At 52.4% G+C, this 26,985-nt stretch carries 25 protein-coding genes, 1 tRNA gene and 2 pseudogenes; 22 read left to right on the top strand and 6 right to left on the bottom strand.

Going from position 1 to position 26,985, the window contains the following annotated elements:
• From RDO88_RS12840 to RDO88_RS12815, 6 genes and pseudogenes are all read left to right on the top strand, one after another.
• Positions 1–104, top strand: a pseudogene (locus RDO88_RS12840) (50S ribosomal protein L1); the annotation flags it as partial.
• A 15-nt stretch (positions 105–119) separates the two neighbouring features.
• The gene (gene rplJ, locus RDO88_RS12835; protein WP_204968592.1) at positions 120–641 is read left to right on the top strand and encodes a 50S ribosomal protein L10; all 522 of its coding nucleotides are present in this window, start codon (positions 120–122) and stop codon (positions 639–641) included.
• A gap of 93 nt (positions 642–734) precedes the next feature.
• Complete coding sequence (rplL, locus tag RDO88_RS12830; protein ID WP_004291279.1) at positions 735–1,112, top strand: 50S ribosomal protein L7/L12; 378 nt, start codon at positions 735–737, stop codon at positions 1,110–1,112.
• 105 nt (positions 1,113–1,217) lie between these two features.
• Entirely contained in the window at positions 1,218–5,030 is a 3,813-nt protein-coding gene (rpoB, locus tag RDO88_RS12825; protein ID WP_307759739.1) for a DNA-directed RNA polymerase subunit beta, read from the top strand.
• A 41-nt stretch (positions 5,031–5,071) separates the two neighbouring features.
• Complete coding sequence (gene rpoC / locus RDO88_RS12820) at positions 5,072–9,370, top strand: DNA-directed RNA polymerase subunit beta' (RefSeq protein ID WP_307759738.1); 4,299 nt, start codon at positions 5,072–5,074, stop codon at positions 9,368–9,370.
• 144 nt (positions 9,371–9,514) lie between these two features.
• Positions 9,515–9,602, top strand: a tRNA-Ser gene (locus RDO88_RS12815).
• A gap of 14 nt (positions 9,603–9,616) precedes the next feature.
• Here RDO88_RS12815 and RDO88_RS12810 read toward each other — a convergent pair.
• The 6 genes from RDO88_RS12810 to RDO88_RS12785 form a co-directional block, all read right to left on the bottom strand.
• The gene (locus tag RDO88_RS12810; protein ID WP_307759737.1) at positions 9,617–10,051 is read right to left on the bottom strand and encodes a hypothetical protein; all 435 of its coding nucleotides are present in this window, start codon (positions 10,049–10,051) and stop codon (positions 9,617–9,619) included.
• Positions 10,052–10,137: 86 nt separating this feature from the next.
• Entirely contained in the window at positions 10,138–10,437 is a 300-nt protein-coding gene (locus RDO88_RS12805; RefSeq protein WP_307759736.1) for a hypothetical protein, read from the bottom strand.
• Between the two features lie 11 nt (positions 10,438–10,448).
• Positions 10,449–11,240 carry a methyltransferase domain-containing protein gene (locus RDO88_RS12800; RefSeq protein WP_307759735.1) on the bottom strand — a complete coding sequence of 264 codons (792 nt, stop codon included), beginning with the start codon at positions 11,238–11,240 and terminating at the stop codon, positions 10,449–10,451.
• Positions 11,241–11,327: 87 nt separating this feature from the next.
• Entirely contained in the window at positions 11,328–11,708 is a 381-nt protein-coding gene (locus RDO88_RS12795) for a DUF3244 domain-containing protein (RefSeq protein WP_307759734.1), read from the bottom strand.
• Between the two features lie 132 nt (positions 11,709–11,840).
• Entirely contained in the window at positions 11,841–13,529 is a 1,689-nt protein-coding gene (locus tag RDO88_RS12790; protein WP_307759733.1) for a hypothetical protein, read from the bottom strand.
• 173 nt (positions 13,530–13,702) lie between these two features.
• Complete coding sequence (locus RDO88_RS12785) at positions 13,703–14,158, bottom strand: hypothetical protein (protein WP_307759741.1); 456 nt, start codon at positions 14,156–14,158, stop codon at positions 13,703–13,705.
• Between RDO88_RS12785 and RDO88_RS12780 the strand changes: the two are divergent.
• From RDO88_RS12780 to rplB, 16 genes and pseudogenes are all read left to right on the top strand, one after another.
• Positions 14,063–14,305 (top strand): annotated as a pseudogene (locus tag RDO88_RS12780) (BT4734/BF3469 family protein); the annotation flags it as partial. The gene RDO88_RS12785 and the pseudogene RDO88_RS12780 sit on opposite strands and share 96 nt — an antisense overlap.
• Positions 14,306–14,755: 450 nt before the next feature.
• A complete protein-coding gene (locus tag RDO88_RS12775; RefSeq protein ID WP_307759740.1) occupies positions 14,756–15,967 on the top strand; it encodes a VapE domain-containing protein in 1,212 nt (403 codons plus the stop codon).
• A 198-nt stretch (positions 15,968–16,165) separates the two neighbouring features.
• Positions 16,166–16,378 carry a DUF4248 domain-containing protein gene (locus tag RDO88_RS12770; RefSeq protein WP_307759732.1) on the top strand — a complete coding sequence of 71 codons (213 nt, stop codon included), beginning with the start codon at positions 16,166–16,168 and terminating at the stop codon, positions 16,376–16,378.
• A gap of 258 nt (positions 16,379–16,636) precedes the next feature.
• Complete coding sequence (locus tag RDO88_RS12765) at positions 16,637–17,140, top strand: HU family DNA-binding protein (protein WP_307759731.1); 504 nt, start codon at positions 16,637–16,639, stop codon at positions 17,138–17,140.
• Positions 17,141–17,261: 121 nt separating this feature from the next.
• Positions 17,262–17,390 (top strand): smalltalk protein, encoded by a 129-nt coding sequence (locus RDO88_RS12760; protein ID WP_307758692.1) that lies wholly within the window; start codon positions 17,262–17,264, stop codon positions 17,388–17,390.
• Positions 17,391–17,407: 17 nt separating this feature from the next.
• The gene (locus RDO88_RS12755; RefSeq protein WP_374043955.1) at positions 17,408–17,896 is read left to right on the top strand and encodes an N-acetylmuramoyl-L-alanine amidase; all 489 of its coding nucleotides are present in this window, start codon (positions 17,408–17,410) and stop codon (positions 17,894–17,896) included.
• A gap of 291 nt (positions 17,897–18,187) precedes the next feature.
• Positions 18,188–20,509, top strand: a complete 2,322-nt coding sequence (locus RDO88_RS12750) for a family 20 glycosylhydrolase (RefSeq protein WP_307759729.1) — start codon at positions 18,188–18,190, stop codon at positions 20,507–20,509.
• 87 nt (positions 20,510–20,596) lie between these two features.
• Positions 20,597–20,908 (top strand): DUF3467 domain-containing protein, encoded by a 312-nt coding sequence (locus RDO88_RS12745; RefSeq protein WP_307759728.1) that lies wholly within the window; start codon positions 20,597–20,599, stop codon positions 20,906–20,908.
• 161 nt (positions 20,909–21,069) lie between these two features.
• Positions 21,070–21,471: a 30S ribosomal protein S12 gene (rpsL, locus tag RDO88_RS12740; RefSeq protein WP_307759727.1), complete on the top strand. Its 402-nt coding sequence runs from the start codon at positions 21,070–21,072 to the stop codon at positions 21,469–21,471.
• Between the two features lie 156 nt (positions 21,472–21,627).
• Positions 21,628–22,104: a 30S ribosomal protein S7 gene (rpsG, locus tag RDO88_RS12735; protein WP_004291247.1), complete on the top strand. Its 477-nt coding sequence runs from the start codon at positions 21,628–21,630 to the stop codon at positions 22,102–22,104.
• Positions 22,105–22,163: 59 nt separating this feature from the next.
• Positions 22,164–24,281 (top strand): elongation factor G, encoded by a 2,118-nt coding sequence (gene fusA / locus RDO88_RS12730; protein ID WP_004291245.1) that lies wholly within the window; start codon positions 22,164–22,166, stop codon positions 24,279–24,281.
• A gap of 92 nt (positions 24,282–24,373) precedes the next feature.
• On the top strand, positions 24,374–24,679 hold the full coding sequence (rpsJ, locus tag RDO88_RS12725) for a 30S ribosomal protein S10 (RefSeq protein ID WP_004291244.1): 306 nt from the start codon (positions 24,374–24,376) through the stop codon (positions 24,677–24,679).
• A gap of 20 nt (positions 24,680–24,699) precedes the next feature.
• Positions 24,700–25,317: a 50S ribosomal protein L3 gene (rplC, locus tag RDO88_RS12720; protein ID WP_297273722.1), complete on the top strand. Its 618-nt coding sequence runs from the start codon at positions 24,700–24,702 to the stop codon at positions 25,315–25,317.
• On the top strand, positions 25,317–25,943 hold the full coding sequence (gene rplD / locus RDO88_RS12715; RefSeq protein ID WP_004291239.1) for a 50S ribosomal protein L4: 627 nt from the start codon (positions 25,317–25,319) through the stop codon (positions 25,941–25,943). The genes rplC and rplD overlap by 1 nt, the downstream gene beginning before the upstream one ends.
• Before the next feature lie 16 nt (positions 25,944–25,959).
• Complete coding sequence (rplW, locus tag RDO88_RS12710; RefSeq protein ID WP_005656548.1) at positions 25,960–26,253, top strand: 50S ribosomal protein L23; 294 nt, start codon at positions 25,960–25,962, stop codon at positions 26,251–26,253.
• 5 nt (positions 26,254–26,258) lie between these two features.
• On the top strand, positions 26,259–26,985 hold a 727-nt coding region (gene rplB / locus RDO88_RS12705; protein ID WP_307759726.1), incomplete at its 3' end, for a 50S ribosomal protein L2.

The following is a 26,985-nucleotide window of genomic DNA, read 5'->3' as shown; positions in this document are numbered from 1 at the left end:
TGAAACCGACTGCAGCCAAGGGTACATATATTAAGAGTATTTATCTTTCTAGCACAATGAGTAAGGGTGTCAAGATTGACCCCAAATCAGTTGAAGAAATCTAATAAAACGGAGAAATAATGAGAAAGGAAGATAAAAGTACGATTATAGAGCAGATTGCTGCTACAGTAAAGGAATACGGACACTTCTATCTGGTTGATACGACTGCTATGAATGCAGCTGCTACCAGTGCTTTGAGAGCTGCTTGTTTCAAGGCAGACATCAAGTTGATGGTTGTTAAGAACACATTGCTTCACAAAGCTCTTGAAAGTCTCGAAGAAGATTATTCTCCGCTTTATGGTTGCCTGAAAGGCACTACAGCCGTTATGTTCTGCAATGTTGCAAACGCACCGGCCAAGCTGATTAAGGACAAGGCTAAAGACGGTATTCCCGGTCTGAAAGCTGCTTATGCTGAAGAAAGCTTCTATGTGGGTGCTGACCAGTTGGATGCTCTCGTAGCAATCAAGAGCAAGAACGAAGTTATTGCCGAAATCGTTGCATTGCTGCAATCTCCGGCCAAGAACGTTATCTCTGCTTTGCAGTCTGGTGGTAACACACTTCACGGAGTGCTCAAGACTCTTGGTGAAAGAACCGAGGCTTAAGCCCCGATTTACAAGGTCGGCCTGTGCAAGCAGGCGACAAAACAACAAATTATCAATTTATTTTAGTATTTAAACAATTAAATTCATACAAAAATGGCAGATTTGAAAGCTTTTGCAGAACAATTAGTTAACTTGACAGTAAAAGAAGTTAATGAACTTGCAACTATCCTTAAAGAAGAATACGGTATTGAACCTGCTGCTGCAGCTGTAGCTGTTGCTGCTGGTCCTGCAGCTGGTGGTGCTGCTGCCGCAGAAGAAAAGACTTCTTTCGACGTAGTATTGAAGAGCGCTGGCTCAGCTAAACTTCAGGTAGTTAAAGCCGTTAAGGAAGCTTGCGGTCTTGGCTTGAAGGAAGCTAAGGACATGGTAGACGGTGCTCCTAGCGTAGTAAAAGAAGGTTTGGCTAAAGACGAAGCAGAATCATTGAAGAAAACATTGGAAGAAGCTGGAGCTGAAGTTGAACTTAAATAACATTAGCCTGTAAATCAGGTAATTCGGTTAGGAACCCTTCGTGAAAAGGGTTCTTAACCTTTTTGTGTATATATTTAAAATTAAGTTCTACAAATCCATTAACAGATGTCTTCAAATACTGTAAATCAAAGAGTTAATTTTGCTTCGACTAAGAATCCGCTTGAGTATCCGGATTTCCTGGAAGTACAATTGAAGTCATTCAAAGACTTTCTACAACTGGACACTCCTCCCGAGAAACGTAAGAACGAGGGATTGTATAAAGTATTTGCTGAAAACTTCCCGATAGCTGATACAAGAAACAATTTTGTTCTTGAATTTCTGGACTACTATATTGATCCGCCGCGTTATACCATCGATGAATGTATAGAGCGAGGGCTTACTTATAGTGTACCTTTGAAAGCCAAACTGAAATTGTATTGTACCGACCCCGATCACGAGGATTTCGATACGGTTATTCAGGATGTTTTCCTGGGACCTATCCCTTATATGACAGAGAAGGCTACTTTTGTGATCAACGGTGCTGAGCGTGTTGTAGTATCTCAGCTGCACCGTTCTCCGGGTGTATTCTTCGGTCAAAGTGTACATGCTAACGGTACGAAGCTGTATTCGGCCCGTATCATTCCCTTCAAGGGGTCTTGGATCGAGTTTGCAACCGACATCAATAACGTCATGTATGCATACATCGACCGTAAGAAGAAGTTGCCTGTAACTACGTTGTTGAGGGCTATCGGATTTGAGAATGATAAGGATATTCTCGAAATCTTTAACTTGGCCGAAGACGTGAAAGTCAACAAAGCCAATCTGAAGAAGATTGTTGGCCGTAAGTTGGCTGCACGTGTTTTGAAAACATGGATTGAGGATTTTGTAGACGAAGATACCGGTGAAGTAGTTTCTATCGAGCGTAACGAAGTAGTTATAGACCGTGAAACTGTTATTGAGCCGGAACACATTGACATCATTCTGGAGTCAGGCGTTCAGAACATTCTCGTACACAAGGAAGAACCGAACCAGTCTGACTATTCAATCATATATAATACGCTGCAGAAGGACCCCAGTAACTCGGAGAAAGAAGCTGTGCTTTACATCTACCGTCAGTTGCGTAATGCCGATCCTGCAGATGATGCCAGCGCACGTGAAGTCATCAACAATCTGTTCTTCTCGGAGAAGAGATATGACTTGGGTGATGTAGGCCGTTACCGTATCAACAAGAAGTTGAACTTGACAACCGACATGGATGTACGTGTGTTGACGAAGGAAGATATTATCGAGATTATCAAATATTTGATCGAGCTGATCAACTCGAAAGCTGATGTAGACGATATCGACCACCTGAGCAACCGTCGTGTACGTACGGTGGGTGAGCAGTTGTCCAATCAGTTTGCCATCGGTTTGGCCCGTATGTCGCGTACCATTCGTGAACGTATGAATGTACGTGACAACGAGGTGTTTACTCCGATTGATTTGATCAATGCCAAGACCATTTCTTCGGTTATCAATTCGTTCTTTGGAACAAACGCTTTGTCACAGTTCATGGACCAGACGAATCCGTTGGCCGAGATTACCCACAAGCGCCGTATGTCGGCTCTGGGTCCTGGCGGTCTGTCGCGTGAGCGTGCCGGTTTCGAGGTGCGAGACGTGCACTATACACACTACGGTCGTCTCTGTCCGATTGAGACGCCTGAAGGACCGAACATCGGTTTGATTTCTTCACTTTGTGTGTTCGCCAAGATTAATGACCTTGGTTTCATTGAAACTCCTTACCGTAAGGTATCCAATGGTAAGGTTGATCTCTCTCCCGAAGGTTTGGTTTACCTGTCGGCAGAGGAAGAAGAGGGTAAGATCATTGCTCAGGGTAATGCGCCCCTGAACGATGACGGAACGTTTATCCGTGAGCGTGTAAAATCGCGTCAGGATGCCGATTACCCTGTTGTGGCTCCGGGTGAAGTGGAACTGATGGACGTTTCCCCGCAGCAGATTGCTTCTATCGCTGCATCTTTGATTCCTTTCTTGGAGCACGACGATGCCAACCGTGCCTTGATGGGATCGAACATGATGCGCCAGGCCGTTCCTTTGTTGCGCAGTGAAGCGCCGATTGTCGGTACTGGTATCGAGCGTCAGTTGGCCCGTGATTCGCGTACACAGATTACGGCCGAAGGCGAAGGTGTGGTAGAATTTGTGGATGCCACTACAATCCGTATCTTGTACGACCGTACGGAAGACGAAGAATTTGTAAGTTTCGAACCCGCCCTGAAGGAATATCGCATTCCGAAGTGGCGTCGTACGAACCAGAATATGACCATCGACCTGCGTCCTATTTGTGAAAAGGGACAGCGTGTAACGAAAGGTCAGATCCTGACTGAAGGTTATTCGACTGAAAACGGTGAATTGGCCTTGGGTAAGAATCTGCTGGTAGCCTACATGCCTTGGAAGGGATACAACTATGAGGATGCTATCGTGCTGAACGAACGTGTTGTCCGTGAAGACCTGTTGACTTCTGTCCATGTAGAAGAATTCTCGTTGGAGGTACGCGAAACGAAGCGTGGTATGGAAGAATTGACTTCCGATATTCCTAACGTGAGTGAGGAAGCTACCAAAGACTTGGATGACAATGGTATCGTCCGTATCGGTGCTCGTATCGAGCCGGGTGACATCCTGATCGGTAAGATTACTCCGAAAGGCGAATCCGATCCTTCTCCCGAGGAGAAACTGCTTCGTGCTATCTTCGGCGACAAGGCTGGTGATGTGAAGGATGCCTCTCTGAAGGCTTCTCCTTCGTTGAAGGGTGTTGTCATTGGCAAGCGTCTGTTCTCACGTGTCATCAAGACTCGCAGCTCTAAATTGGCAGACAAGGCATTGCTGCCCAAGATTGACGAGGAATTTGAAGGAAAGGTTGCCGATCTGCGCAAGATTCTGATTAACAAACTGCTGACACTGACTGAAAACTATACTTCCGAAGGTGTGAAAGACTATATGGGAGCCGATGTCATCTCGAAGGGTGCACGTTTCCATGCTTCTGACTTCAGCGATCTGGACTTTACTGCCATTCAGCTGAGCGGTTGGACGAAGGATGAGCATACCAACGGTCTGATCCGTGCTTTGGTGATGAACTTCATCAAGAAGTACAAGGAGCTTGATGCCGAACTGAAGCGTAAGAAGTTTGCCATCACCATCGGTGACGAGCTTCCTGCCGGTATCATCCAGATGGCCAAGGTTTACATTGCCAAGAAACGTAAGATTGGTGTGGGTGACAAGATGGCCGGTCGTCACGGTAACAAGGGTATTGTGTCTCGTGTAGTTCGTCAGGAAGATATGCCGTTCCTGGCCGACGGAACTCCGGTCGACATTGTATTGAACCCGCTGGGTGTGCCTTCGCGTATGAACATCGGTCAGATTTTCGAGGCTGTATTGGGCCGCGCCGGTAAGAAGTTGGGTGTCAAGTTTGCCACTCCGATTTTCGACGGTGCTACATTGGATGACCTGAACGAGTGGACCGACAAGGCCGGACTGCCGCGTTATGGCAAGACCACCCTTTACGATGGTGGTACCGGTGAAGCCTTCGAGCAGCAGGCTACGGTTGGTGTGACCTACATGTTGAAACTGGGCCACATGGTTGAAGACAAGATGCATGCCCGTTCCATCGGTCCGTACTCACTCATCACGCAGCAGCCGTTGGGTGGTAAGGCACAGTTCGGTGGTCAGCGTTTCGGAGAAATGGAAGTTTGGGCACTCGAAGCTTTCGGTGCCGCACACATCCTGCAGGAAATTCTGACAATCAAGTCGGACGATGTGGTAGGCCGTTCCAAGGCATACGAGGCCATCGTGAAGGGCGAGCCGATGCCTACTCCGGGTATCCCCGAGTCTCTGAACGTGTTGCTTCATGAGCTGCGCGGTCTCGGCTTGAGCATCAACTTAGAATAGTCTTTCAATTTTCCATTGTCAATTATCAATTAATATAAAGTATGGCTTTTAGAAAAGATAACAAGATAAAGAGTAATTTCTCGAAAATCTCCATTGGTTTGGCTTCACCTGAAGAGATCCTGGAGAATTCGAGCGGTGAAGTGTTAAAGCCTGAAACCATCAACTACCGCACTTACAAGCCCGAGCGCGACGGTTTGTTCTGCGAGCGTATTTTCGGTCCTATCAAGGACTACGAATGCCACTGCGGTAAGTACAAACGCATCCGTTACAAAGGCATCGTCTGCGACCGATGCGGTGTGGAAGTGACCGAGAAGAAAGTACGTCGTGAGCGTATGGGTCACATTCAGCTGGTAGTACCTGTGGCTCACATCTGGTACTTCCGCTCGTTGCCCAACAAAATCGGTTATCTGCTGGGACTGCCTACCAAGAAACTCGATGCAGTCATCTATTACGAACGCTACATCGTAATTCAGCCCGGTGTTCTGGCTGACGAAGTAGCCCAATACGACCTTTTGGAAGAAGGTGAATACCTCGACTTGCTGGACAAGCTCCCCAAAGAGAACCAGTACCTCGAGGATTCCGATCCCAACAAGTTCATCGCCAAGATGGGTGCCGAGGCCATCTACGACCTGTTGTCCAACCTCGACCTCGATGCTTTGTCTTATGAATTGCGTCACCGTGCCAACAACGACGCTTCGCAGCAGCGTAAGAACGAGGCTTTGAAGCGTTTGCAGGTAGTTGAGTCGTTCCGTGCTTCGCGCGGACGCAACAAGCCCGAGTGGATGATTGTCCGCATTGTGCCCGTCATTCCGCCCGAACTTCGTCCGTTGGTTCCGTTGGACGGCGGCCGTTTTGCTACGTCCGACCTCAACGACCTCTACCGTCGTGTCATCATCCGTAACAACCGTCTGAAGAGACTGATTGAAATAAAGGCGCCCGAAGTCATCCTCCGCAACGAAAAGCGTATGTTGCAGGAAGCTGTCGACTCATTGTTCGACAACTCACGTAAGTCGAGCGCTGTGAAGACTGATGCCAACCGTCCGTTGAAGTCACTTTCCGACAGCCTGAAAGGTAAGCAGGGACGCTTCCGTCAGAACCTGTTGGGTAAGCGTGTCGACTACTCTGCACGTTCGGTTATCGTCGTTGGTCCCGAACTGCGTATGGGCGAGTGCGGTATCCCCAAACTGATGGCCGCCGAGCTCTACAAGCCGTTTATCATCCGCAAGCTCATCGAGCGTGGTATTGTGAAGACGGTGAAGAGTGCCAAGAAGATTGTAGACCGCAAGGAACCCGTTATCTGGGACATTCTGGAGCACGTCATGAAGGGACATCCCGTTCTGTTGAACCGTGCCCCGACACTGCACCGTCTGGGTATCCAGGCCTTCCAGCCCAAAATGATCGAAGGCAAGGCTATCCAGCTGCACCCGTTGGCATGTACGGCCTTCAACGCCGACTTCGACGGTGACCAGATGGCTGTGCACCTCCCGTTGAGCAATGAAGCCATCCTCGAGGCGCAGCTGCTGATGCTCCAGTCGCACAACATCCTGAATCCGGCCAACGGTGCACCTATTACCGTGCCTGCCCAGGATATGGTGCTCGGTCTGTACTACATCACCAAGCTCCGTAAGGGTGCCAAGGGTGAAGGCCTCACCTTCTACGGTCCCGAAGAAGCTCTGATTGCCTACAACGAAGGCAAGTGCGACATCCACGCACCGGTCAGCGTTGTGGTGAACGATGTAGACGAAAACGGCAACATTGTCAAGAAGATGATGCACGATACATCTGTGGGCCGTGTCATCGTCAACGAACTGGTGCCTGATGAAGCCGGATACATCAATACCATCATCTCCAAGAAGTCATTGCGCGACATCATCAGCCACGTTATCAAGGTGTGCGGTGTGTCCAAGGCTGCCGACTTCCTCGACGGTATCAAGAACTTGGGATACTACATGGCCTTCAAGGGAGGTCTGTCCTTCAACTTGGGTGATATCATCATCCCCGAAGAAAAGGAAGCACTCGTACAGAAGGGTTACGAAGAAGTGGAACAGGTTATCAACAACTATAACATGGGTATCATTACCAACAACGAACGTTACAATCAGGTAATTGATATCTGGACTCACGTCAACTCCGAGTTGTCCAACATCCTGATGAAGACTATCTCGGCCGACGACCAGGGATTCAACTCCGTCTACATGATGCTGGATTCCGGTGCCCGTGGTTCGAAGGAGCAGATCCGTCAGCTTTCCGGTATGCGTGGTTTGATGGCCAAGCCGCAGAAAGCCGGTGCCGAAGGCGGTCAGATCATCGAGAACCCGATTCTTTCGAACTTCAAGGAAGGTTTGTCCGTGCTTGAGTACTTCATCTCTACCCACGGTGCCCGTAAGGGTTTGGCCGATACCGCTTTGAAGACGGCCGACGCCGGATACCTGACCCGTCGTCTGGTAGACGTGTCGCACGACGTGATCATCAACGAAGAAGACTGCGGTACACTCCGCGGACTGGTTTGTACAGCCCTCAAGAACAACGACGAGACCATCGCCACGCTGTACGAACGTATCCTGGGCCGTGTATCCGTACACGATATTGTACATCCTACGACCGGCGAACTCATCGTGGCCGGTGGCGAAGAAATCACTGAGGCCATTGCCCAGAAGATTGAAGAGTCGCCCATCGAGAGTGTCGAAATCCGTTCTGTGCTCACCTGCGAGTCCAAGAAGGGTGTCTGCGCCAAGTGCTATGGCCGCAACCTGGCTACCAGCCGCATGGTACAGAAGGGTGAGGCTGTCGGCGTCATCGCTGCACAGTCTATCGGTGAGCCGGGTACCCAGTTGACACTGCGTACCTTCCACGCCGGTGGTACGGCAGCCAACATTGCCGCCAACGCCAGCATCGTGGCCAAGAACAACGCCCGTCTGGAGTTCGAGGAACTGCGTACCGTCGATGTAGTCGACGAAGCCGGCGAACCCGCCAAGGTTGTGGTAGGCCGTCTGGCCGAGTTGCGCTTTGTCGATGTCAATACCGACATCGTCCTCTCTACCCATAACGTGCCTTACGGTTCTACACTATATGCTGCCGATGGCGAAGTGGTGGAGAAAGGCAAGCTCATCGCCCGTTGGGACCCCTTCAACGCAGTCATCATTACCGAAGCTACCGGTAAGATCGAGTTCGAGGATGTTATCGAGAACGTGACCTACAAGGTAGAATCCGATGAATCGACCGGTTTGCGTGAAATCATCATCATCGAGTCCAAGGACAAGACCAAGGTGCCTACCGCACACATCATGACCGAGGACGGCGAGCTCATCCGTACCTACAACCTCCCTGTGGGTGGTCACGTGGTAGTGGAAGACGGACAGAAGGTGAAGGCCGGCGAAGTGATTGTGAAGATTCCGCGTGCCGTCGGCAAGGCCGGCGATATCACCGGTGGTCTTCCCCGTGTCACCGAGCTGTTCGAAGCCCGTAACCCGTCGAACCCCGCCGTTGTATCTGAAATCGACGGTGAAATCACGATGGGTAAGGTGAAACGTGGTAACCGTGAAATCATCGTTACCTCCAAGAGCGGTGAAGTCAAGAAATACCTCGTTCCGCTGTCCAAGCAGATCCTGGTACAGGAGAACGACTATGTGCGTGCCGGTACGCCGTTGTCCGACGGTGCCATCACGCCTGCCGACATCCTGGCCATCAAGGGTCCTACGGCCGTTCAGGAATACATTGTCAACGAGGTTCAGGACGTTTACCGTCTCCAGGGTGTGAAGATCAACGACAAGCACTTCGAAATCATTGTACGCCAGATGATGCGCAAGGTCGAAATCAACGAACCGGGCGATACCCGCTTCCTCGAGCAGCAGGTAGTCGACAAGATCGAGTTCATGGAAGAGAACGATCGTATCTGGGGCAAGAAAGTGGTTACCGATGCCGGCGACTCGCAGAACCTGCAGCCGGGTCAGATTGTAACCGCCCGCAAGCTGCGCGACGAGAACTCCATGCTGAAGCGCCGCGACATGAAGCTGGTACAGGTGCGCGATGCCGTGCCCGCCACTTCAACGCAGATTCTTCAGGGTATCACGCGCGCCGCTCTGCAGACCTCGAGCTTCATGTCTGCCGCATCCTTCCAGGAAACGACGAAGGTGCTCAACGAGGCAGCCATCAACGGCAAGGTCGACAAGCTGGAAGGTATGAAGGAGAACGTTATCTGCGGTCACCTGATTCCTGCCGGTACCGGTCAGCGCGACTTCGACAAGATTATCGTCGGTTCGAAGGAAGAGTACGACCGTATGTTGGCCAACAAGAAGACCGTGCTCGACTACAATACGGTGGATGAAAAAGTAGAAGAATAACTGCAAGTAATACATCAATTGTAATAACTTTGGGAGGGAGGATGTCCGTATGGACATCCTCCTTTGTTTTCTGGAGCAAACTCTTGTTGCCGGAATTTGGAAAATTCGGAAACTTGTTGTACCTTTGCGCTCCGAAAACAAAAAGGAGAGGTGCTCGAGTGGTTGAAGAGGCACGCCTGGAAAGCGTGTATACCCCTAAAGGGTATCACGAGTTCGAATCTCGTTCTCTCCGCTTATTCTTTTTCATTATAAGCAATTTTTTGATTTGTGGGAGGATGAACCGTTGCAGGTACATTCTCCTTTTTTGTATCCCTTTTCTTCTTCCAGTCGTTCCTGTATGGCGACAGGCAGCGGTGCCACGCTTTGGGCGATGCGCATCCGTGAGTCGGCCAGCCGGCGGTATTCCTCTTCCATTTCCTCTGCGCTGAAGTAGAGGCAGCACAGGGCGGTGAGGGTACTGTAGATGCGGTCGATGGTTTCCAGTTTCAGTGAACCGTCCGGACGGGCCGGGTTCAGCTTGGCCGTGGTGCGCGGGTTTATGGCCAGTGCCTGCGCCAACTGCCGGTTCGAGGTGAGGTGCCACCGTTTACCTACTTCGTGCAACTCCCTGGCGGCGGTTTCTATCCAGGGATTGTCCATCTTCTCGGTTTCGTCGGATGGCGGAGGGGGAAGAGAGGGCATGGTTGTTTCAAGGTGTTTTTCTTAGTATGATATAGAGAAAATATAAAGATGAGGATGAGATTGATTATCCCATCCTCATCTATAGTTTAGTTGATTTCCAGTTCTGAACCATATTCAACGGTGAACGGCCCGTTTATCGTAACGGAATTGTCTATTTCAAACGTCAGTTTTGCCCGATTTTTGACAGTCACATTTTCTGTCATTATGTCTGTACCCGAAACCGTTTCGTCGTCGGTGACCGTACGGTTGGAGAAGGTCACGGTTGCTGTACTGATAGTGCGGGTCACAGCGGGTTCATTATAAATGTTTTCGGTTTCTTCACTACAACTGTTCAGTGCGATGGTTACTGTACAGATGACAGATACTATTGCTAACTTTCTTTTCATAATAATACCGGTTAAGTGGATTGGCGATATCGTGTCAGGTAAAAGCAGGAGGTTGACAGGAAGTTTCTGATGTATCCGATCCGTGAAAACGCGACAGGTAGCTTCCGTGGCTTCAGGTGGAACTTCTGTTGGTAGTGCGGATTGACCAACCACAGGCAGCGGTCCACGATGGATAGCCCGTGTGTCTCGGCCAGTTGTTCAAACCGTTCTGTCGTTATCCGGCTTTTTCTGATATCCAGCAGTTCGTTGATGCATCCGGTTGTTTCCTTGCTGGCTTTCAGCAAGTATCGGTACACAGGCACAGGGAGCAGGTGGATGAAGGGAAGGTGCGAGCACAGGCGGCTGCGGCAAATCTGCTGGTGTCCGCCAAAGGGCATCTGCCAAGCTGGAAATCCCCAGAATACCAGGCTGTCCTTGTGGACGAATCCTTTCAGATGTTCCAGGAAGCTGTCCTTGTCCGGAATGTGTTCGATGACATCGTGAATCAGTACAAGGTCATACTTCTCGTTCGTCTGCGGCTTGTATTTCAGGAAGTCGTCCGCGATGAAACGGCCGCTGTATCCCTTCTTCTGAAAATAGGCCTGAGCCTGCTCCACCCGTTCGGGAAAACGTTCTATGCCCGTCACCCGACATCCCATTTCGGCAAAGGGCAGCAGGTTGCCGCCTTCGCCACAGCCCACTTCGAGTACCTTTGAGGTCGGCGTAATGGGCTGGAACCGGCTGATGTAACCGATGTAATGTTCGCGTGCCGTCTGGGCCAGTTCGTTGAAATATTGCTCCCTGTCCAAGTGTCTTTGTTGCATTACAGTCTGCTTTTAGAGATCTGTCTCTCGGTTGTTTGTCGGTTGATATATGATGTTGTTAAGTTTAGTTTCTGATGCCAATAAGATTCAATACTCCTCGAGTACAATCTCCCCTGTCAGCTCTAGGGTGGGCGACTCCACTTCCAGCAGGTACGGATAGCCGGAAGGGGTATGTACATAGAGAGTCATCCCATCGTAGATAAGGGTGGGGCTTTCGTTGATGACGGTGTCGCCGTTCTTGTCCGTCAGGCGGATTTCGGCATCCGGCAATATGCCGGTAAAGACAATCTGAAGGGTGTTGTTCACTTCTTCGACGTGAACGTCGAAGGTGGAAGGGGTGCGGGTGACTGCTGTTTCTTGTGTAGTTACATTGCGGAGAATGACTTTTCTCTTTTTGTTGGTCGCCTGTAGACTCATCGGCAGAATCAGCAGCAGCGACAGAAACAGCATACAATACTTTGCTCTCATAATATAAATGTTTTTTAGTTAATGACGGAGCAAAGTTATGCCTTTTGGCTGCTATACCCAAGGAAAGTGAGTCACACTTCAAAAAGCTAACTACTTGTAAATCAATACTTGTTTGTCGGCCGGAGTCACACTTTACGCTTTAGGGCCGATATATCGGGTCTTCAGTCGTGATTTTCGCTGGTTGATGGTGTGGGTGTCGGTGTAACCGAAGCAGAGCGCAATGGTCTGGGTGTCGATTCCGGCAGTAGCCAGGCAATAGTACAGACGGTCGTCCTCGGTCAGGGGTGAGTAGAGGGCTTGCAGATGCACGATGTAGTCGGCATAAATCCCATCGACAGTGCGGCGCAGTTCAGTTCGTTCGTCGGGAGACAGTACTTTCCATGTTCTCCGGTCGGCAGCGTCCTGCCGCGACAGGGTGTGTATCTTCTTGTAGATGCGTGTGCTTCTGAACTGTTGGTTCTGCAGTTGCAGTTTTTCCTCCTTCAGCCGGTCGATGGTCTGCTTCAGGTGTTGTGTCTGTTGCACCTGTTCGGCCTGCTGGTCGGTCTTTTCCTGTTGCAGGCGGTCGAGGGCTTCCTGGTTACGGTCTATTTCCTGCTGGAGGGTGTGCTGGCGTTGTTTCAGTTCCTGCAGGATGCTTTCGTAGACCAGCCTCTGGCGTCTTTTCTTCTGATACAGATGCTGGCACAGCAGGGCCAGCAGGGCACAGCACACCACGGCTGTCAGCACAATGTGGTTCCGGTGCTCGCGGTTCCGGGCTTCGGCTTCCTGCACGCGCAGGCGCGTCTTGTATTCGTAGATGGTCCGGTTGATACCTGAGTTCCTTTCGGCGATGAACAGGGAGTCTACGATATCTACATGTTTTTCCAGATAGTGCAGGGCTTGGGGACAGTTGCCCCGTTCCTTTTCCACTTCGTACAAGTCCAGATAGGCGGCTAGGTCCGGAAATGAGGTGCCTGTCAGGCTTTGTTGCAGGTAATGCAGGGCCGAGTCCGGATGGGTGCCTTGCTCGGCATACAGGCTTCCCAACAGGCTGTAACGTTGGGCCGGGTCTTGCCCGAAGAGCGTGTTTATAAGGGAGCGACGGGCGTAGTGGATGGCCGAATCGATGTCGTCATTCGAATAAAACCGCAGGCTCAGGTTGTATTCCGACATGGCAATCACGCCCGAATCTCCGCAGGCCAGTGCATAGCGGAGTGCGCGTCGCTGAATGTCTACGGCCGAGTCGCCGCTCTCCTGGACCACAGGATAGCCCGAAAGGGCGTTCAGGGCGATGGCCTTGTCCTTGTCTGTGTGGCAGAGGGGCCACAGGGCGAGGTGCATCTTCCGGGCATCCTCGTAGTGGCTGTTCTCAAAGTAGAGGTTGCCCAGCGAACTGAGGGTGTGGCGGCGTATTTCTTCGGCTTCCGGAAAGTGTCGCAGCACCTCCAGCCCCTCTTGCAGGTGGGCTATGGCTCGTTCGGGGCAGTCCATTTCCACCTCGAGGCGGGCCTTGTAGAGCAGGGCGGTGGCCCGTTCGGGACTGCGACTGTCGTAGCATGCCAGAGCCACGTCGAGCAGCGAATCGCAGGGCTCGAGCGACTGTTCGCACTTGTCGAGGGCCCGTGCCAGCAGCAGGGCATAGCGGGCACACTCCTGTGTGGAACGTGGTGGCAGCCGGTCGGCATGACGCTCCATCAGGTGCAGGGCACTGTCGGGGCGGGTTGCCAGCAGGGAGTCGGCCTGGTTCAGAATGAGGTCCGTCCGGCTGTCGTGCCGGCAGGCAGTTGTCAGGAATAAAGTCAGAAATAAGAATGGCAGGGAGAGGTAGCGTGTTGTCATGCGATAAAGGGTTTTACGGGTGCAATGTTACATAATTTCTTTGAATTATCCATCTGAATGCTTTTCTTTTTTCACTCACCGTCTGTAATAAATTCGGCTGGAGGCGGCTTCTTTGGATATTTATTTGGTGAATAAATCATAATTTGCGTTTCCTCCCCTTAAAAATGATGTACTCATGTGTACATCACGGCCAAAAATGGAATGCCTAACTTCGCCGCAAACTTTAAAAGAAACGTGTTATGAAAACAACCGAACAGACCCTTTCCTTCCAGCCCCCGCGCTTCGCCTCCCTGCGCGACACCGTGCCCGTACCCACCCCGTGGGACGCACTGGTGGAAGAAATCCGTGGAGGCCGTCACCTCACCCTGACCTGCCTCTACCGCGAGACCTGTGCCGCACTGGCACTGGCCGAAGCCGGTGCCGACACCGCTGCGGCCGGGGAACTGAAACGCCGCAAGGCCGCCATCAAGGGACGCCAGCTGCCTGCCTTTGTCTGTGCCGTCGCCCTGGAGGGCGGGCGCAGCAGCCGGCATGTGCGCGGCTACTCGGGCTTCGTGATGGTGGACATCGACGGTGTGGCGCCCGACCGCCTGGACACGCTGGCCGAACAGGTGCGGGCCGATGCCCACACGTTCCTGTCTTATGTCACCCTCTCGGGCCGCGGCTTGCGGGTGGTGGCCCGCGTGACGCCCGTGCCTGCCGATGCCCCGGCCTTTGCCCGCGCCTGGCAGACGGTGAACGACTACTACGCCCGCCTGACGGGTGTCACCACCGACGCCCAGTGCAAGAACGCCACCCGTATGTCCGCCCTCTGCCACGACCCGTCCGTGTGCTACCGCCCCGAGGCCGAGGCACTGGCGGTGGAGCTGGAGGTACCTGCGCGTCCCCGTGCCTCGCGGGGCCGGCCCGTGCGGGCCGTGAGTGCCGCCCCCACCGTGCGCCGCCTGGTGGAGGACGACGGCATCCTTTACGCTCCCGGCAGCCACAACGCCTACATCAGCCGCTGCCTCTACTGGATGAACCGCTTCGGCGTGAGCGAGGCCGATGCCGAGGCGTGGGCCCTCAGCGAGTTTGCCGACTACGATGCCGCCGAACACTCCGTGGCGGCCACCGTGCGCAGCTGCTACGCCCTGACCGCCGAGCACGCCACGTGCCGCCTCGCGCGCTACGCGCGGGCGCGTACCTCTAATAACAGGTCGGGCGGCGGTAGCGGGCGTGCGCCCCGCGTGTCGGTAGGGCAGATGGAGGCCTTCATCGGCCGCTGGTGCCAGCTGCGCCGCAACCTCCTCATCCACCAGCTGGAGGTGCGGCTCACGGACGGGGCGGGGGAGGAGGAACCCCGCTGGCAACCGATGACCGACGCGCTGGAGAACTCCCTGTGGCGCGCCATGCAGCACGAGGGGCTGGACGCCGACCTCTTCCGCCTGCGCACGCTGCTGCAGAGCGACTTCGTCCCCACGTTCCATCCCCTGCGCCACTACCTCGACGCGCTGCCGCCCTGGGACGGCGTGTCCGACCCCATCGGCCGCCTGGCCCGGATGGTGGTGTGCCGTGGCACGTCGGCCGCCGAGTTCGACCACTACTTCCGCCGCTGGCTGGTGGGGCTGCTGGCCGCCGCGCTGGACGACGGCGTGGTGAACCACGAAATCCTCGTCCTTCTCGGTCCACAGGGCTCGTTCAAGAGCTCCTTCCTCGAGAACCTGCTGCCGCCCTGCCTGCGCCGCTACTACACCACGAAGACCAACTCGCAGCGCCTCACCAAGGACGACCTCTTCACCATGACCGAGAACCTGCTGGTGAACTTCGAGGAGATAGACTCCATGCAGCGTCCCGAGCTGAACCAGCTGAAGGCCATGACCACCACGCTCTACATCAACGAGCGTCCGGCCTACGGGCGCAACAAGGTGCGGCTGCCCCACGTGGCCTCGTTCTGCGCCACGGGCAACAACCTCCAGTTCCTCACCGACGACACCGGCAACCGCCGCTGGCTGCCCTTCGAGGTGGAGCACATCGAGAATCCCTGGACCACGCCCATCGACTACGAGGGTGTCTACGCCCAGGCCAAGGCCCTGCTCGACGGCGGTTTCCGCTACTGGTTCCAGGGCGACGAGGTGGAGGCGCTCAACCGCCGCAACCGCCGTTTCGAAGCGCCCAACCCTGCCCGCGAGCTCATCCTGGCCCACTACCGCCGCCCCTCGGCGCTGGAGAAGGGCCGCTACCTGACGGCCTCGCAGATCTGTGCCCGCTTCGCGTCGATGCGGCTCAGCCCTGTGCAGGTGGGGCGGGCAATGAAGGAGCTGGGGTTCGAGCAGAAAAGACTGCGTTCCGGATATATCTGGATTGTTGCCGACCGCAGTGCCGAAGAAATGAACAGTGTGTTGCCCGAATCTTTGTCCAGTGGCGATGAAAACATCCCTACACCTCAAACGTTTGATTGATAGTCTGATAGGAAGAATGTGTATAGATGTGTAGGGTAGTATGCAAACATTACGCGTGAAAATTAAATAAATGGTCTGCCTTTAAAGGCAGCCTATTTATTTACGGAATGCCGAAAAGTTTGCGGATTTACCCTACACATCCCTACACACCTGCATCGTTTTCTTTCATTCTTAATTCTCAATTTTCCATTATCCATTATGAAAACCATCACCTACACCCGCCGTTCCCTGGCCTGCCAGTATTTCCCCGATGCCGAACCCGAGCAGGCCGTCCGCCGTCTCACCTCCTGGATCCGCCGCTGCCGTCCGCTCTATGCCGAGCTGACGCGGGGCGGTACCCCCTTCGACAAGCGCCGCAACCTCACCGTCCGTGAGGCCCGTCTCATCATGGAGTATCTGGGCGAGCCCTGACGCCGTGCTTTGTCACCCCCTGACGCCGTGCTTCCTGAAGGACTCATGCCGTGCTTCGTCAGCCCCTCAGGAAGTGCTTCGTCGGGGTGTCAGGCCGTGCTTCGTCGGCCGGTGATTCGGCTTCCGACCCTTATCGACCCTCATCGCCCGCTGCCCCGGGCCGATGTGCTAACTTTGTGACAGGAAAAGGGGAGAGGCGCCCTCTCCGGTTCCACGAGAGAAATAATCCGAATACCAACCTGTTCAAAGTGCAAGACTATGCCTACTGCCTACAAAGTGATGAAGCGCGTCATCCAGCTGGGTGACCGCAAGGGCGAGACCGTCTACAACGTGTCGCCCGTGTGCTACGGCACGCTGACCACCGACGACGTGGCCCGCCAGATTGCCGCCGAATCGACCGCCAGCCCCGGCGACGTGAAGAACGTACTCGACCGCTATGCCTACTACGTGGTGGAGAACCTCAAGAAGGGTTATGCCATCGAGCTCCTGGGCTTCGGCAAGCTCTACCTGCGGTTCATCAACAGCAAGAGCGTCAGCGCCGAAAAGGATGCTTCCGCCGCGCTGGTGAAGACCCTCGTGCCCGGCTTCCGTCCCTCGTTCACGATGGTGAACAACAGCCGCATCTACGACCTCATTCCCGACAAGATCAGCCTCGTGAAGTACAACGGAACTTCCACTCCGGCCGGTGAAGACACCTCCGGCGGCGAAGATACCTCCGGTACCGGTGAGGACGGCGGCGGACAGGACGAAAGCCCGCTGTAACTTTAGCGGTTAGCGGTGAACGGTTAGTATACTCACCACTAACCGCTTACCACTAACCGCTTACCACTAACCGCTAACCACTCACCACTAATCACTAACCACTAACCACTTACCACTAATTATGTCAAACACCACTACCCAGAAAATTACCTGGACTTCCATCGTGAAGGCCATCATCCAGGCAGCCATCGCCGCCCTGACGGCACTTGGCGTCACCAGTTGTTCACCCTTGATTCCCTTCCTGTCATGACCGACGACCGTTACCCGATGACCGTCCGCGGCGAGGAGGTGCCCACCGAGCGCACCCTCCTCGCCCGGATGGAGGACGGCGAGCTGATGCAGGGCGCCGACAGCGTGCGCTTCCTTGTACTCCACTGCTCCGCCACCCGCTGCACGCAGGACTATACCGCCCAGCAGCTGCTTCACGACCACCGTGCCCGCGGCTTCCGCACCGTGGGCTATCACTTCTACGTCCGTCGCGACGGAACCCTGACCCAGCACCGCGGCCTGCTCGAAGTGGGCGCCCACTGCCGTCCCTACAACCGCTGCTCCATCGGCATCTGCTACGAGGGCGGGCTCGACGCACAGGGCCGTCCGGCCGACACCCGCACCACGGCACAGACCGAGCGGCTGCACGACCTCTTCGGCCGGCTGAAGCGGCTCTTCCCGCAGGCTGTGGTGTGTGGACACCGTGACCTGCCCGGCACCGCGCCTAAGGCCTGTCCGTGCCTCGACGCGGCGGCTGTATTCGGCTGACGGGACCTCTGTCCGTTAACAGACCTGTATTTGTACTAAAACGTGTTATAAAACATGCTTTTTTATTTGCATAATTTGCAAATTCCCGAAACCTCCGTATCTTTGCAATGTGTTTTTCATAGTATTAGATTTAAGGTTAACAAAGGTTGGGCTCGGCGGAGCCCTTTTTTTATGTCCGTACGTTTCGTGTCAGCATGTTGTCTGTGTAAAAAGTGGCAGATGATGCCGTAAAACACAGATATTTTTCTTATCTTTCGCCTTCATTCGGATATGCTGCACAATAGAAAGACAATGAAGAAAAAAATCACTCCTCAGATGCTGGTACTGGTTGTATCGGCATATCTGCTCGCAGGTCTGTTGCGGGCCCAGGAATCGGAACCGGTACGTATTGTTCCCCGTCCGGTGGAAACAGCCGCTGTGGCGGGAACGTTCCACATCACGCCGTCGGTTGTCGTGTCGGCCGGTGATGAGGGGTTGAAGCCCTTGGCCGAATACTTCAGTTCGCTTTTCAGCCGTCCGGCAGGGTTCACCCCGAAGGTGGTCGTGGGTGGCGGAGGAGACATCCGGCTGGAACGGGCCGACGACCTGGCGGCCGAGGCCTACCGCCTGCGGGTGAACCGCGACGGCATACGTATCGAGGCCGGCGGATATGCCGGCGGATTTTATGCCTTGCAGACGCTCCGTCTGTCTCTGCCTGCCGCGATAGAGTCGCTGGCGCCGGTGGAGGGGGCAGACTGGGCTGTGCCGGCCATGGAGGTGACCGACAGTCCCCGTTTCGCATACCGCGGACTGATGCTGGATGTGTCGCGCTATTTCATTCCCAAGGAAAATGTGCTCCAGATTATCGACTGCATGGCCATGCTCAAACTGAACAAGCTCCATTTCCATCTGACGGACGACAATGGCTGGCGTCTGGAGATCAAACGCTATCCGCGCCTGACGGAGGTGGGCAGCCGGCGGGTGAATCGGAATGACCGGGTCTTCCCCGACCGCAGGAATCCGCTGCCAGGCGAACCGGCATCGGTGGGCGGATATTATACGCAGGACGACATGCGTGAAATCATCGCTTATGCCCAGGCGCGCCAGGTGGAGGTGATTCCCGAAATCGACATACCTGCGCACTCGAATGCCGCACTGGCTGCCTATCCCGAGCTGGCCTGTCCTGTAGTGGACAAACCGGTCGGCGTCCTGCCCGGACTGGGCGGCGATCATGCCGACATCATCTATTGTGCGGGCAATGAGCAGACTTTCCATTTCCTGGAGGGAGTGATAGACGAAGTGGCCGAACTCTTCCCTTCGAAATACATCCATCTGGGCGGTGACGAAGCCCGGAAGACTTTCTGGAAGAAATGCCCTCTGTGCCAGCAGCGGATGAAGGACGAGAAACTGCCCGACGAGGAGGAACTGCAGAGCTACTTCATGCGCCGCATGAGCCGCTACGTACAGGAGAAGGGCAAGGAAGTGATGGGCTGGGACGAACTGACCAACAGCACCTTGCCCGAGGATGTCGTGATTTTCGGCTGGCAGGGATTCGGCAACGCGGCCCTGAAGGCGGCCGCGCAGGGACACCGTTTTGTCATGACACCCGCCCGCCTGCTTTACCTCATCCGCTACCAGGGACCGCAGTGGTTCGAGCCGCTGACTTATTTCGGTAACAATACCCTGAAGGATGTCTACACCTACGAACCGGTGCAGAAAGACTGGAAGCCGGAGTACGAGCCGTTGCTGATGGGCGTACAGGGCTCCATGTGGACGGAGTTCTGTAACCATCCTTCCGATGTGACCTATCAGGTGTTCCCCCGTCTGGCAGCTGTGGCTGAAGTGGCCTGGTCGCCCAAGGGCAGCAAGGACTGGCCGGTGTTTGTCGAAGCACTGGATGGCTATCTGGCCCACCTGCAGGCCAAAGGCATCCGGTATGCACGGTCCATGTACAACATACAGCACACGGTGACGCCTGCCGGCGGGAAGCTGAAGGTGGATCTGGTGTGCGAACGTCCCGATGTGGAGATACGCTATACGACCGACGGCATGGAGCCCGGAGCGGCTTCGGACCTGTATGAAGGTCCGCTGACGGTGGACGCTGACGCCGTGGTGAAGTGTGCCACCTTCCGCGACGGACAGAAGATGGGGCAGACGCTGGAACTGCGGCTGGACTGGAACCTGGCCACCGCCAAACCGCTGCTGGGGCTTCCGGCGCAGGCAGGTATCCTGGTGAACGGACTGCGCGGCAGTCTGAAACAGACCGACTTCGAGTGGTATACCGGAGACATGTCGCGCCCGCTGACGTTTACGGTAGACCTGCTGGAACGGCAGCTTGTGACGGAGTGTGCGGTGGGCTGCATCACCAACTATGGCATGGGCTGCCACAAGCCGCGGACGCTGACGGTGGAGACGTCGGACGATAACCGGACGTTTGTCCCTGCCGGCAGCCTGCACTTTACGGATGCCGACATCTTCAAGGAAGGTACCTTTGTGGAAGACCTGCGGGTGAAGGTCGGTACACGGGCACGCTACCTGCGCTTCACGCTCGAGGCGCCCGGCAACTGTCCGCCTGACCATGTGCGGCCCGGTCAGCCCTCGCGCATCTATGTGGACGAAGTAGTGGTCCGCTGACAGCCTGTTGGCTGTTTGCACCGGATTTGGAGAATCCGGCGCAAACCGTTAACTTTGTGGCACAAAACCCAAAAATACAATTGAATTATGGAGAAACAGGAACCCAACAACGGACAGATGCAGATTGAACTGAAAGAAGACGTAGCCCAGGGCACGTATGCCAACCTGGCCATCATTACCCACTCCAGCTCCGAGTTTGTGCTCGACTTCGTGCGTATATTGCCGGGCATGCCCAAGGCCGGCGTGCAGTCGCGCATCATTCTTGTGCCCGAACACGCCAAGCGTCTGATGCGTGCTCTGCAGGAAAACATCGACAAGTACGAACGTATTTTCGGCCCTATCCAGGTGCCCGAAGAACGTCCCCTTCCGCCGCTGTCGAACGTGCAGGGCGAGGCCTGATGTCGTCGTTTTGTAACGGCTTCGGACGAGGCTATTCGGCTGAAAATCAAAAAAAATATTGTAGTGCATTGATAATTCAAATATTATTCGTATCTTTGCAGCCCGAAAAAGTGTATAGTCGAAAATTCATACAATAATATAATAACTAAAAAACAATTAAAATGCCTACAATTCAGCAATTAGTAAGAAAAGGACGTCAGGTGCTGGTAGACAAGAGCAAGTCTCCTGCCTTGGATTCATGTCCTCAAAGACGTGGCGTTTGCGTGAGAGTGTATACAACCACTCCGAAGAAACCGAATTCAGCTATGCGTAAAGTAGCTCGTGTACGTTTGACCAACGGTAAAGAGGTGAACTCTTACATTCCGGGAGAAGGTCACAACTTGCAGGAACACTCAATCGTATTGGTGCGCGGCGGTCGTGTGAAAGACCTTCCGGGTGTACGTTATCACATCGTTCGTGGTACTTTGGATACCGCAGGCGTTGCCAACCGTACCCAAAGACGTTCCAAATACGGTGCTAAGCGTCCGAAACCGGGACAGGCTGCTCCCGCCAAGAAGAAATAATCAAGCGGCCGAAACTGATAAACAGTAAAAATTAAAAGTAATAACTTACGTTTTAGTTTGTTGGAAATGCTAAAGGTTGAGTAAATTCTCCGGAGGGAGAGTTGAAGAAGACAGAAGTAAACAACCAAGAACGAAAAACATTATTCTTTCAGACAAATGAGAAAAGCAAAACCTAAAAAACGCGTTATCCTTCCGGATCCCGTTTTTAATGATGTGAAAGTTTCCAAATTCGTAAACCACCTGATGTACGACGGAAAGAAGAATACCTCTTACGAAATCTTCTACGCCGCTCTGGAAACAGTGAAGAACAAAATGCAGAACGAAGAGAAATCAGCTCTTGAAATCTGGAAAAAAGCATTGGACAACGTAACTCCTCAAGTGGAAGTGAAGTCTCGCCGCGTAGGTGGTGCCACTTTCCAAGTTCCTACTGAAATCCGTCCCGACCGTAAAGAGTCTATCTCTATGAAGAATCTGATTATCTTTGCACGCAAACGTGGCGGTAAGTCTATGGCTGATAAGCTGGCTGCTGAAATCATGGATGCTTTCAACGAACAGGGCGGTGCTTACAAACGTAAAGAAGATATGCACAGAATGGCTGAAGCCAACCGCGCATTTGCTCATTTCAGATTCTAATATACTATAAGAGACTGACAATCGAAGATTAAAAAACTTAAAGTAAAAGGAATTAGAAAATGGCAAAGAATGATTTACATTTGACACGCAATATCGGTATCATGGCTCACATCGATGCCGGAAAAACCACAACCTCTGAACGTATTTTGTTTTATACGGGTTTGACCCACAAAATCGGTGAGGTGCATGACGGTGCCGCTACAATGGACTGGATGGAGCAAGAGCAGGAACGTGGTATCACTATCACCTCCGCAGCCACCACTACCCGTTGGAAATATGCCGGTAATACGTACAAGATCAACTTGATTGATACTCCGGGACACGTTGACTTTACCGCTGAGGTGGAACGTTCTTTGCGTATTCTTGACGGCGCCGTTGCTGCTTACTGTGCAGTAGGTGGCGTTGAGCCGCAATCCGAAACCGTTTGGCGTCAGGCCGACAAATACAACGTTCCGCGTATCGCATACGTTAACAAAATGGACCGTTCGGGCGCCGACTTCTTCGAAGTTGTCCGCCAGATGAAGGACGTTTTGGGAGCAAACCCTTGTCCTATCGTTGTGCCTATCGGTGCCGAAGAGTCTTTCAAAGGTCTGGTGGACCTTATCAAGATGAAAGCTATCTACTGGCATGATGAAACAATGGGCGCTGACTACACAGTGGAGGAAATTCCTGCCGACCTGGTGGATGAAGCCAATGAGTGGAGAGATAAAATGCTCGAAAAAGTAGCTGAGTTTGACGATGCCCTGATGGAGAAATATTTCGATGATCCTTCCACTATCACAGAAGAGGAAGTGTTGAGAGCTCTCCGTAACGCTACCGTAAAAATGGCTGTCGTTCCTATGTTGTGCGGTTCTTCATTCAAGAACAAAGGTGTGCAGACATTGCTCGACTACGTTTGCGCATTCCTGCCTTCTCCGCTGGATACAGAGAACGTTATCGGTACAAATCCTGAAACCGGTGCCGAAGAGGACCGTAAGCCGAGCGAAGATGAAAAGACTTCTGCTTTGGCGTTCAAGATCGCAACCGACCCGTATGTAGGCCGTCTGACTTTCTTCCGCGTTTACTCCGGTAAGATCGAAGCCGGTTCTTATATCTACAACTCTCGCTCCGGTAAGAAGGAACGTGTTTCACGTCTGTTCCAGATGCACTCAAACAAGCAGAATCCTGTTGAGGTGATCGGTGCCGGTGATATCGGCGCTGGTGTGGGCTTCAAGGATATACATACCGGTGATACGCTGTGCGACGAGACTGCACCGATCGTATTGGAATCTATGGACTTCCCCGAACCGGTAATCGGTATCGCCGTTGAGCCTAAGACTCAGAAGGATATGGATAAACTTTCTAATGGCTTGGCCAAGTTGGCCGAAGAAGACCCGACGTTCACAGTGAAGACTGACGAACAGACAGGCCAGACGGTTATCTCCGGTATGGGTGAGCTTCACTTGGATATCATCATCGACCGTCTGAAACGTGAGTTCAAGGTTGAATGTAACCAGGGTAAGCCTCAGGTTAACTATAAGGAAGCTATCACGAAGACTGTTAACTTGCGTGAAGTTTACAAGAAGCAGTCGGGTGGTCGTGGTAAGTTTGCGGACATCATCGTGAATATCGGCCCGGTTGATGAGGATTTCACTCAAGGCGGCTTGCAGTTTGTTGACGAAGTGAAAGGTGGTAACATTCCTAAGGAATTCATCCCGTCCGTACAGAAAGGTTTCACAACTGCAATGAAGAACGGTGTATTGGCAGGCTATCCGCTGGATTCACTGAAAGTGACTTTGGTCGACGGTTCTTTCCACCCGGTAGACTCCGACCAGCTGTCGTTCGAAATCTGTGCCATCCAAGCCTACAAGAATGCTTGCGCCAAGGCAGGTCCGGTATTGATGGAACCTATCATGAAACTGGAAGTTGTTACTCCGGAAGAAAACATGGGTGACGTTATCGGTGACTTGAACAAGCGCCGCGGCCAGGTAGAAGGTATGGAATCAAGCCGTTCGGGTGCCCGCATCGTGAAAGCAATGGTTCCGTTGGCAGAAATGTTCGGTTACGTAACTGCGTTGCGTACCATCACTTCGGGTCGTGCAACCTCTTCAATGGTATACTCTCACCATGCACAGGTTTCCAACTCTATCGCCAAGGCGGTATTGGAAGAAGTGAAAGGTCGTGCAGACTTGCTCTAAATAATAAACTGAAAAAGTCCGTAGGTTAGCGAATGACTCTTAACCTACGGAACTTTCTTGTATAAATAACACTATTAATAATTAAGACAGTAATGAGTCAAAAAATTAGAATCAAACTGAAATCTTACGACCACAACTTGGTTGACAAGTCAGCTGAGAAGATTGTAAGAACAGTGAAGACGACGGGCGCCATCGTTAGCGGTCCCATTCCTCTTCCTACGCACAAGCGTATCTTTACTGTGAACCGTTCGACTTTCGTAAACAAGAAGTCGCGTGAACAATTCGAACTCTCTTCTTACAAGAGACTGATCGACATCTACAGCTCTACAGCTAAGACCGTTGACGCTCTGATGAAGCTGGAGTTGCCGAGTGGTGTGGAAGTAGAAATCAAAGTCTAAAAATTTAAATTATTAGTGAAATGCCAGGATTATTAGGAAAAAAAATCGGAATGACATCCGTTTTCAGTGCCGAGGGTAAAAATGTACCATGCACTGTTATCGAAGCAGGTCCTTGTGTTGTTACTCAAGTGAAAACCGTAGAGAAAGATGGTTATGCAGCTGTTCAGCTGGGTTTCCAGGACAAGAAGGAGAAGCATACTACGAAGCCTCTTATGGGTCACTTCAAGAAAGCCGGAGTAACACCCAAGAAACACTTGGCTGAGTTCAAAGAGTTTGCAAATGAATTGAATCTGGGTGATACAGTAACTGTAGAGCTGTTCAATGACGCTGACTTTGTAGATGTAATCGGTACATCGAAGGGTAAAGGCTTCCAGGGCGTTGTGAAAAGACATGGTTTTGGCGGTGTGGGCCAGACTACTCACGGTCAGCACAACCGTGCCCGCAAACCGGGTTCTATCGGTGCTTGTTCTTATCCTGCAAAGGTATTCAAGGGCATGCGTATGGGCGGCCAGCTCGGTGGCGACAGAGTAACTGTTCAAAACCTGCGAGTATTAAAAGTAATTGCGGAGCACAACTTGCTGTTGATCAAGGGTTCTGTTCCCGGTTGCAAAGGTTCAATCGTAATAATTGAGAAATAATGGAAGTTAACGTATATAACATTAAAGGTGAAGACACTGGGAGAAAGATTACGTTAAACGAGTCTATCTTCGGAATTGAGCCCAACGACCACGCTATCTACCTGGACGTTAAGCAGTTTATGGCTAACCAGCGTCAAGGTACACACAAGTCAAAGGAAAGAAGCGAAATCAGCGGTTCTACCCGCAAAATCGGTCGCCAGAAAGGTGGCGGTGGTGCACGTCGTGGTGACATGAACTCACCGGTTCTCGTTGGTGGTGGACGTGTATTCGGTCCGAAACCGAGAGATTACTTCTTCAAACTGAATAAGAAAGTAAAGGCTCTGGCACGCAAGTCGGCTTTGTCTTACAAGGCACAGAACAATGGCATCATTGTAGTGGAAGACTTCAACTTTGAAGCTCCTAAGACTAAAGATTTTGTTGTTATGACAAAAAATCTTAAAGTTTCTGACAAAAAGCTGCTTGTAATTTTACCGGAAGCAAATAAAAACGTATATTTGTCGGCTCGTAACGTGAAGGGCGCTAATGTGCAGACTGTCTCAGGGTTAAATACTTACAGAGTATTGGACGCTGGAGTTGTTGTGTTTGCTGAAAGCGCACTTTCTGCTATCGACAATATCTTAATGTAAAAAGGAGGCTTAAATAATGGGAATTATTATTAAACCGTTAGTGACAGAGAAGATGACTGCAATTACTGATAAGTCGAACAATCGTTTCGGCTTTATCGTGCGTCCTGAAGCTAATAAACTGGAAATTAAGAACGAAGTAGAAGCCCTTTACAACGTTACCGTAGTTGATGTGAATACAATCCGTTATGCCGGCAAGAACAAGAGCCGTTATACACGCGCAGGTATCATCAACGGACGTACAAACGCTTACAAAAAAGCGGTTGTTACGTTGAAAGAAGGAGATACTATTGATTTTTATAGCAATATTTAAAAGAAATGGCAGTACGTAAATTTAAGCCCACAACACCGGGGCAAAGACATAAAATTATTGGTACTTTCGAAGAAATTACTGCACGGGTACCAGAAAAGTCTCTTGTATTTGGTAAGAAATCCTCTGGCGGTCGCAACAACGAAGGTAAGATGACCATGCGTTACATCGGCGGCGGCCACAAGAAGGTGATTCGTATCGTCGACTTCAAGAGAAACAAAGACGGTGTGCCTGCAGTGGTGAAAACAATCGAATACGATCCGAACCGTTCGGCTCGTATCGCTTTGTTGTTCTACGCTGACGGCGAAAAACGATATATTATTGCTCCCAATGGATTGCAAGTTGGTGCAACTTTGATGTCTGGTGAGAATGCGGCTCCCGAAATCGGTAACGCTCTTCCCCTCCAGAACATTCCGGTCGGTACTGTAATTCACAATATCGAATTGCGTCCGGGTCAGGGTGCTGCTCTGGTTCGTTCGGCCGGTAATTTCGCTCAGTTGACTTCGAGAGAAGGCAAGTATTGCGTTATCAAGTTGCCCTCAGGCGAAGTTCGTCAGATTCTCAGTACCTGCAAGGCTACTATCGGTAGCGTAGGTAACTCAGACCATGGATTGGAGAGCTCCGGTAAGGCCGGACGTTCCCGCTGGTTAGGACGTCGTCCGCGTAACCGTGGTGTTGTTATGAACCCGGTTGATCACCCGATGGGTGGTGGTGAAGGACGTGCTTCCGGAGGTC

This window comes from uncultured Mediterranea sp., from assembly GCF_902493215.1.
GTDB lineage: Bacteria > Bacteroidota > Bacteroidia > Bacteroidales > Bacteroidaceae > Bacteroides.
This window is presented reverse-complemented; position numbering and strand designations above follow the sequence as displayed.

Coding starts and splice junctions, on each gene's coding strand:
- rplJ (WP_204968592.1), top strand. CDS start 120: ATGAGAAAGGAAGATAAAAGTACGATTATAGAGCAGATTGCTGCTACA.
- rplL (WP_004291279.1), top strand. CDS start 735: ATGGCAGATTTGAAAGCTTTTGCAGAACAATTAGTTAACTTGACAGTA.
- rpoB (WP_307759739.1), top strand. CDS start 1,218: ATGTCTTCAAATACTGTAAATCAAAGAGTTAATTTTGCTTCGACTAAG.
- rpoC (WP_307759738.1), top strand. CDS start 5,072: ATGGCTTTTAGAAAAGATAACAAGATAAAGAGTAATTTCTCGAAAATC.
- RDO88_RS12810 (WP_307759737.1), bottom strand. CDS start 10,051: ATGCCCTCTCTTCCCCCTCCGCCATCCGACGAAACCGAGAAGATGGAC.
- RDO88_RS12805 (WP_307759736.1), bottom strand. CDS start 10,437: ATGAAAAGAAAGTTAGCAATAGTATCTGTCATCTGTACAGTAACCATC.
- RDO88_RS12800 (WP_307759735.1), bottom strand. CDS start 11,240: ATGCAACAAAGACACTTGGACAGGGAGCAATATTTCAACGAACTGGCC.
- RDO88_RS12795 (WP_307759734.1), bottom strand. CDS start 11,708: ATGAGAGCAAAGTATTGTATGCTGTTTCTGTCGCTGCTGCTGATTCTG.
- RDO88_RS12790 (WP_307759733.1), bottom strand. CDS start 13,529: ATGACAACACGCTACCTCTCCCTGCCATTCTTATTTCTGACTTTATTC.
- RDO88_RS12770 (WP_307759732.1), top strand. CDS start 16,166: ATGAAAACCATCACCTACACCCGCCGTTCCCTGGCCTGCCAGTATTTC.
- RDO88_RS12765 (WP_307759731.1), top strand. CDS start 16,637: ATGCCTACTGCCTACAAAGTGATGAAGCGCGTCATCCAGCTGGGTGAC.
- RDO88_RS12760 (WP_307758692.1), top strand. CDS start 17,262: ATGTCAAACACCACTACCCAGAAAATTACCTGGACTTCCATCGTGAAG.
- RDO88_RS12755 (WP_374043955.1), top strand. CDS start 17,408: ATGACCGTCCGCGGCGAGGAGGTGCCCACCGAGCGCACCCTCCTCGCC.
- RDO88_RS12750 (WP_307759729.1), top strand. CDS start 18,188: ATGAAGAAAAAAATCACTCCTCAGATGCTGGTACTGGTTGTATCGGCA.
- RDO88_RS12745 (WP_307759728.1), top strand. CDS start 20,597: ATGGAGAAACAGGAACCCAACAACGGACAGATGCAGATTGAACTGAAA.
- rpsL (WP_307759727.1), top strand. CDS start 21,070: ATGCCTACAATTCAGCAATTAGTAAGAAAAGGACGTCAGGTGCTGGTA.
- rpsG (WP_004291247.1), top strand. CDS start 21,628: ATGAGAAAAGCAAAACCTAAAAAACGCGTTATCCTTCCGGATCCCGTT.
- fusA (WP_004291245.1), top strand. CDS start 22,164: ATGGCAAAGAATGATTTACATTTGACACGCAATATCGGTATCATGGCT.
- rpsJ (WP_004291244.1), top strand. CDS start 24,374: ATGAGTCAAAAAATTAGAATCAAACTGAAATCTTACGACCACAACTTG.
- rplC (WP_297273722.1), top strand. CDS start 24,700: ATGCCAGGATTATTAGGAAAAAAAATCGGAATGACATCCGTTTTCAGT.
- rplD (WP_004291239.1), top strand. CDS start 25,317: ATGGAAGTTAACGTATATAACATTAAAGGTGAAGACACTGGGAGAAAG.
- rplW (WP_005656548.1), top strand. CDS start 25,960: ATGGGAATTATTATTAAACCGTTAGTGACAGAGAAGATGACTGCAATT.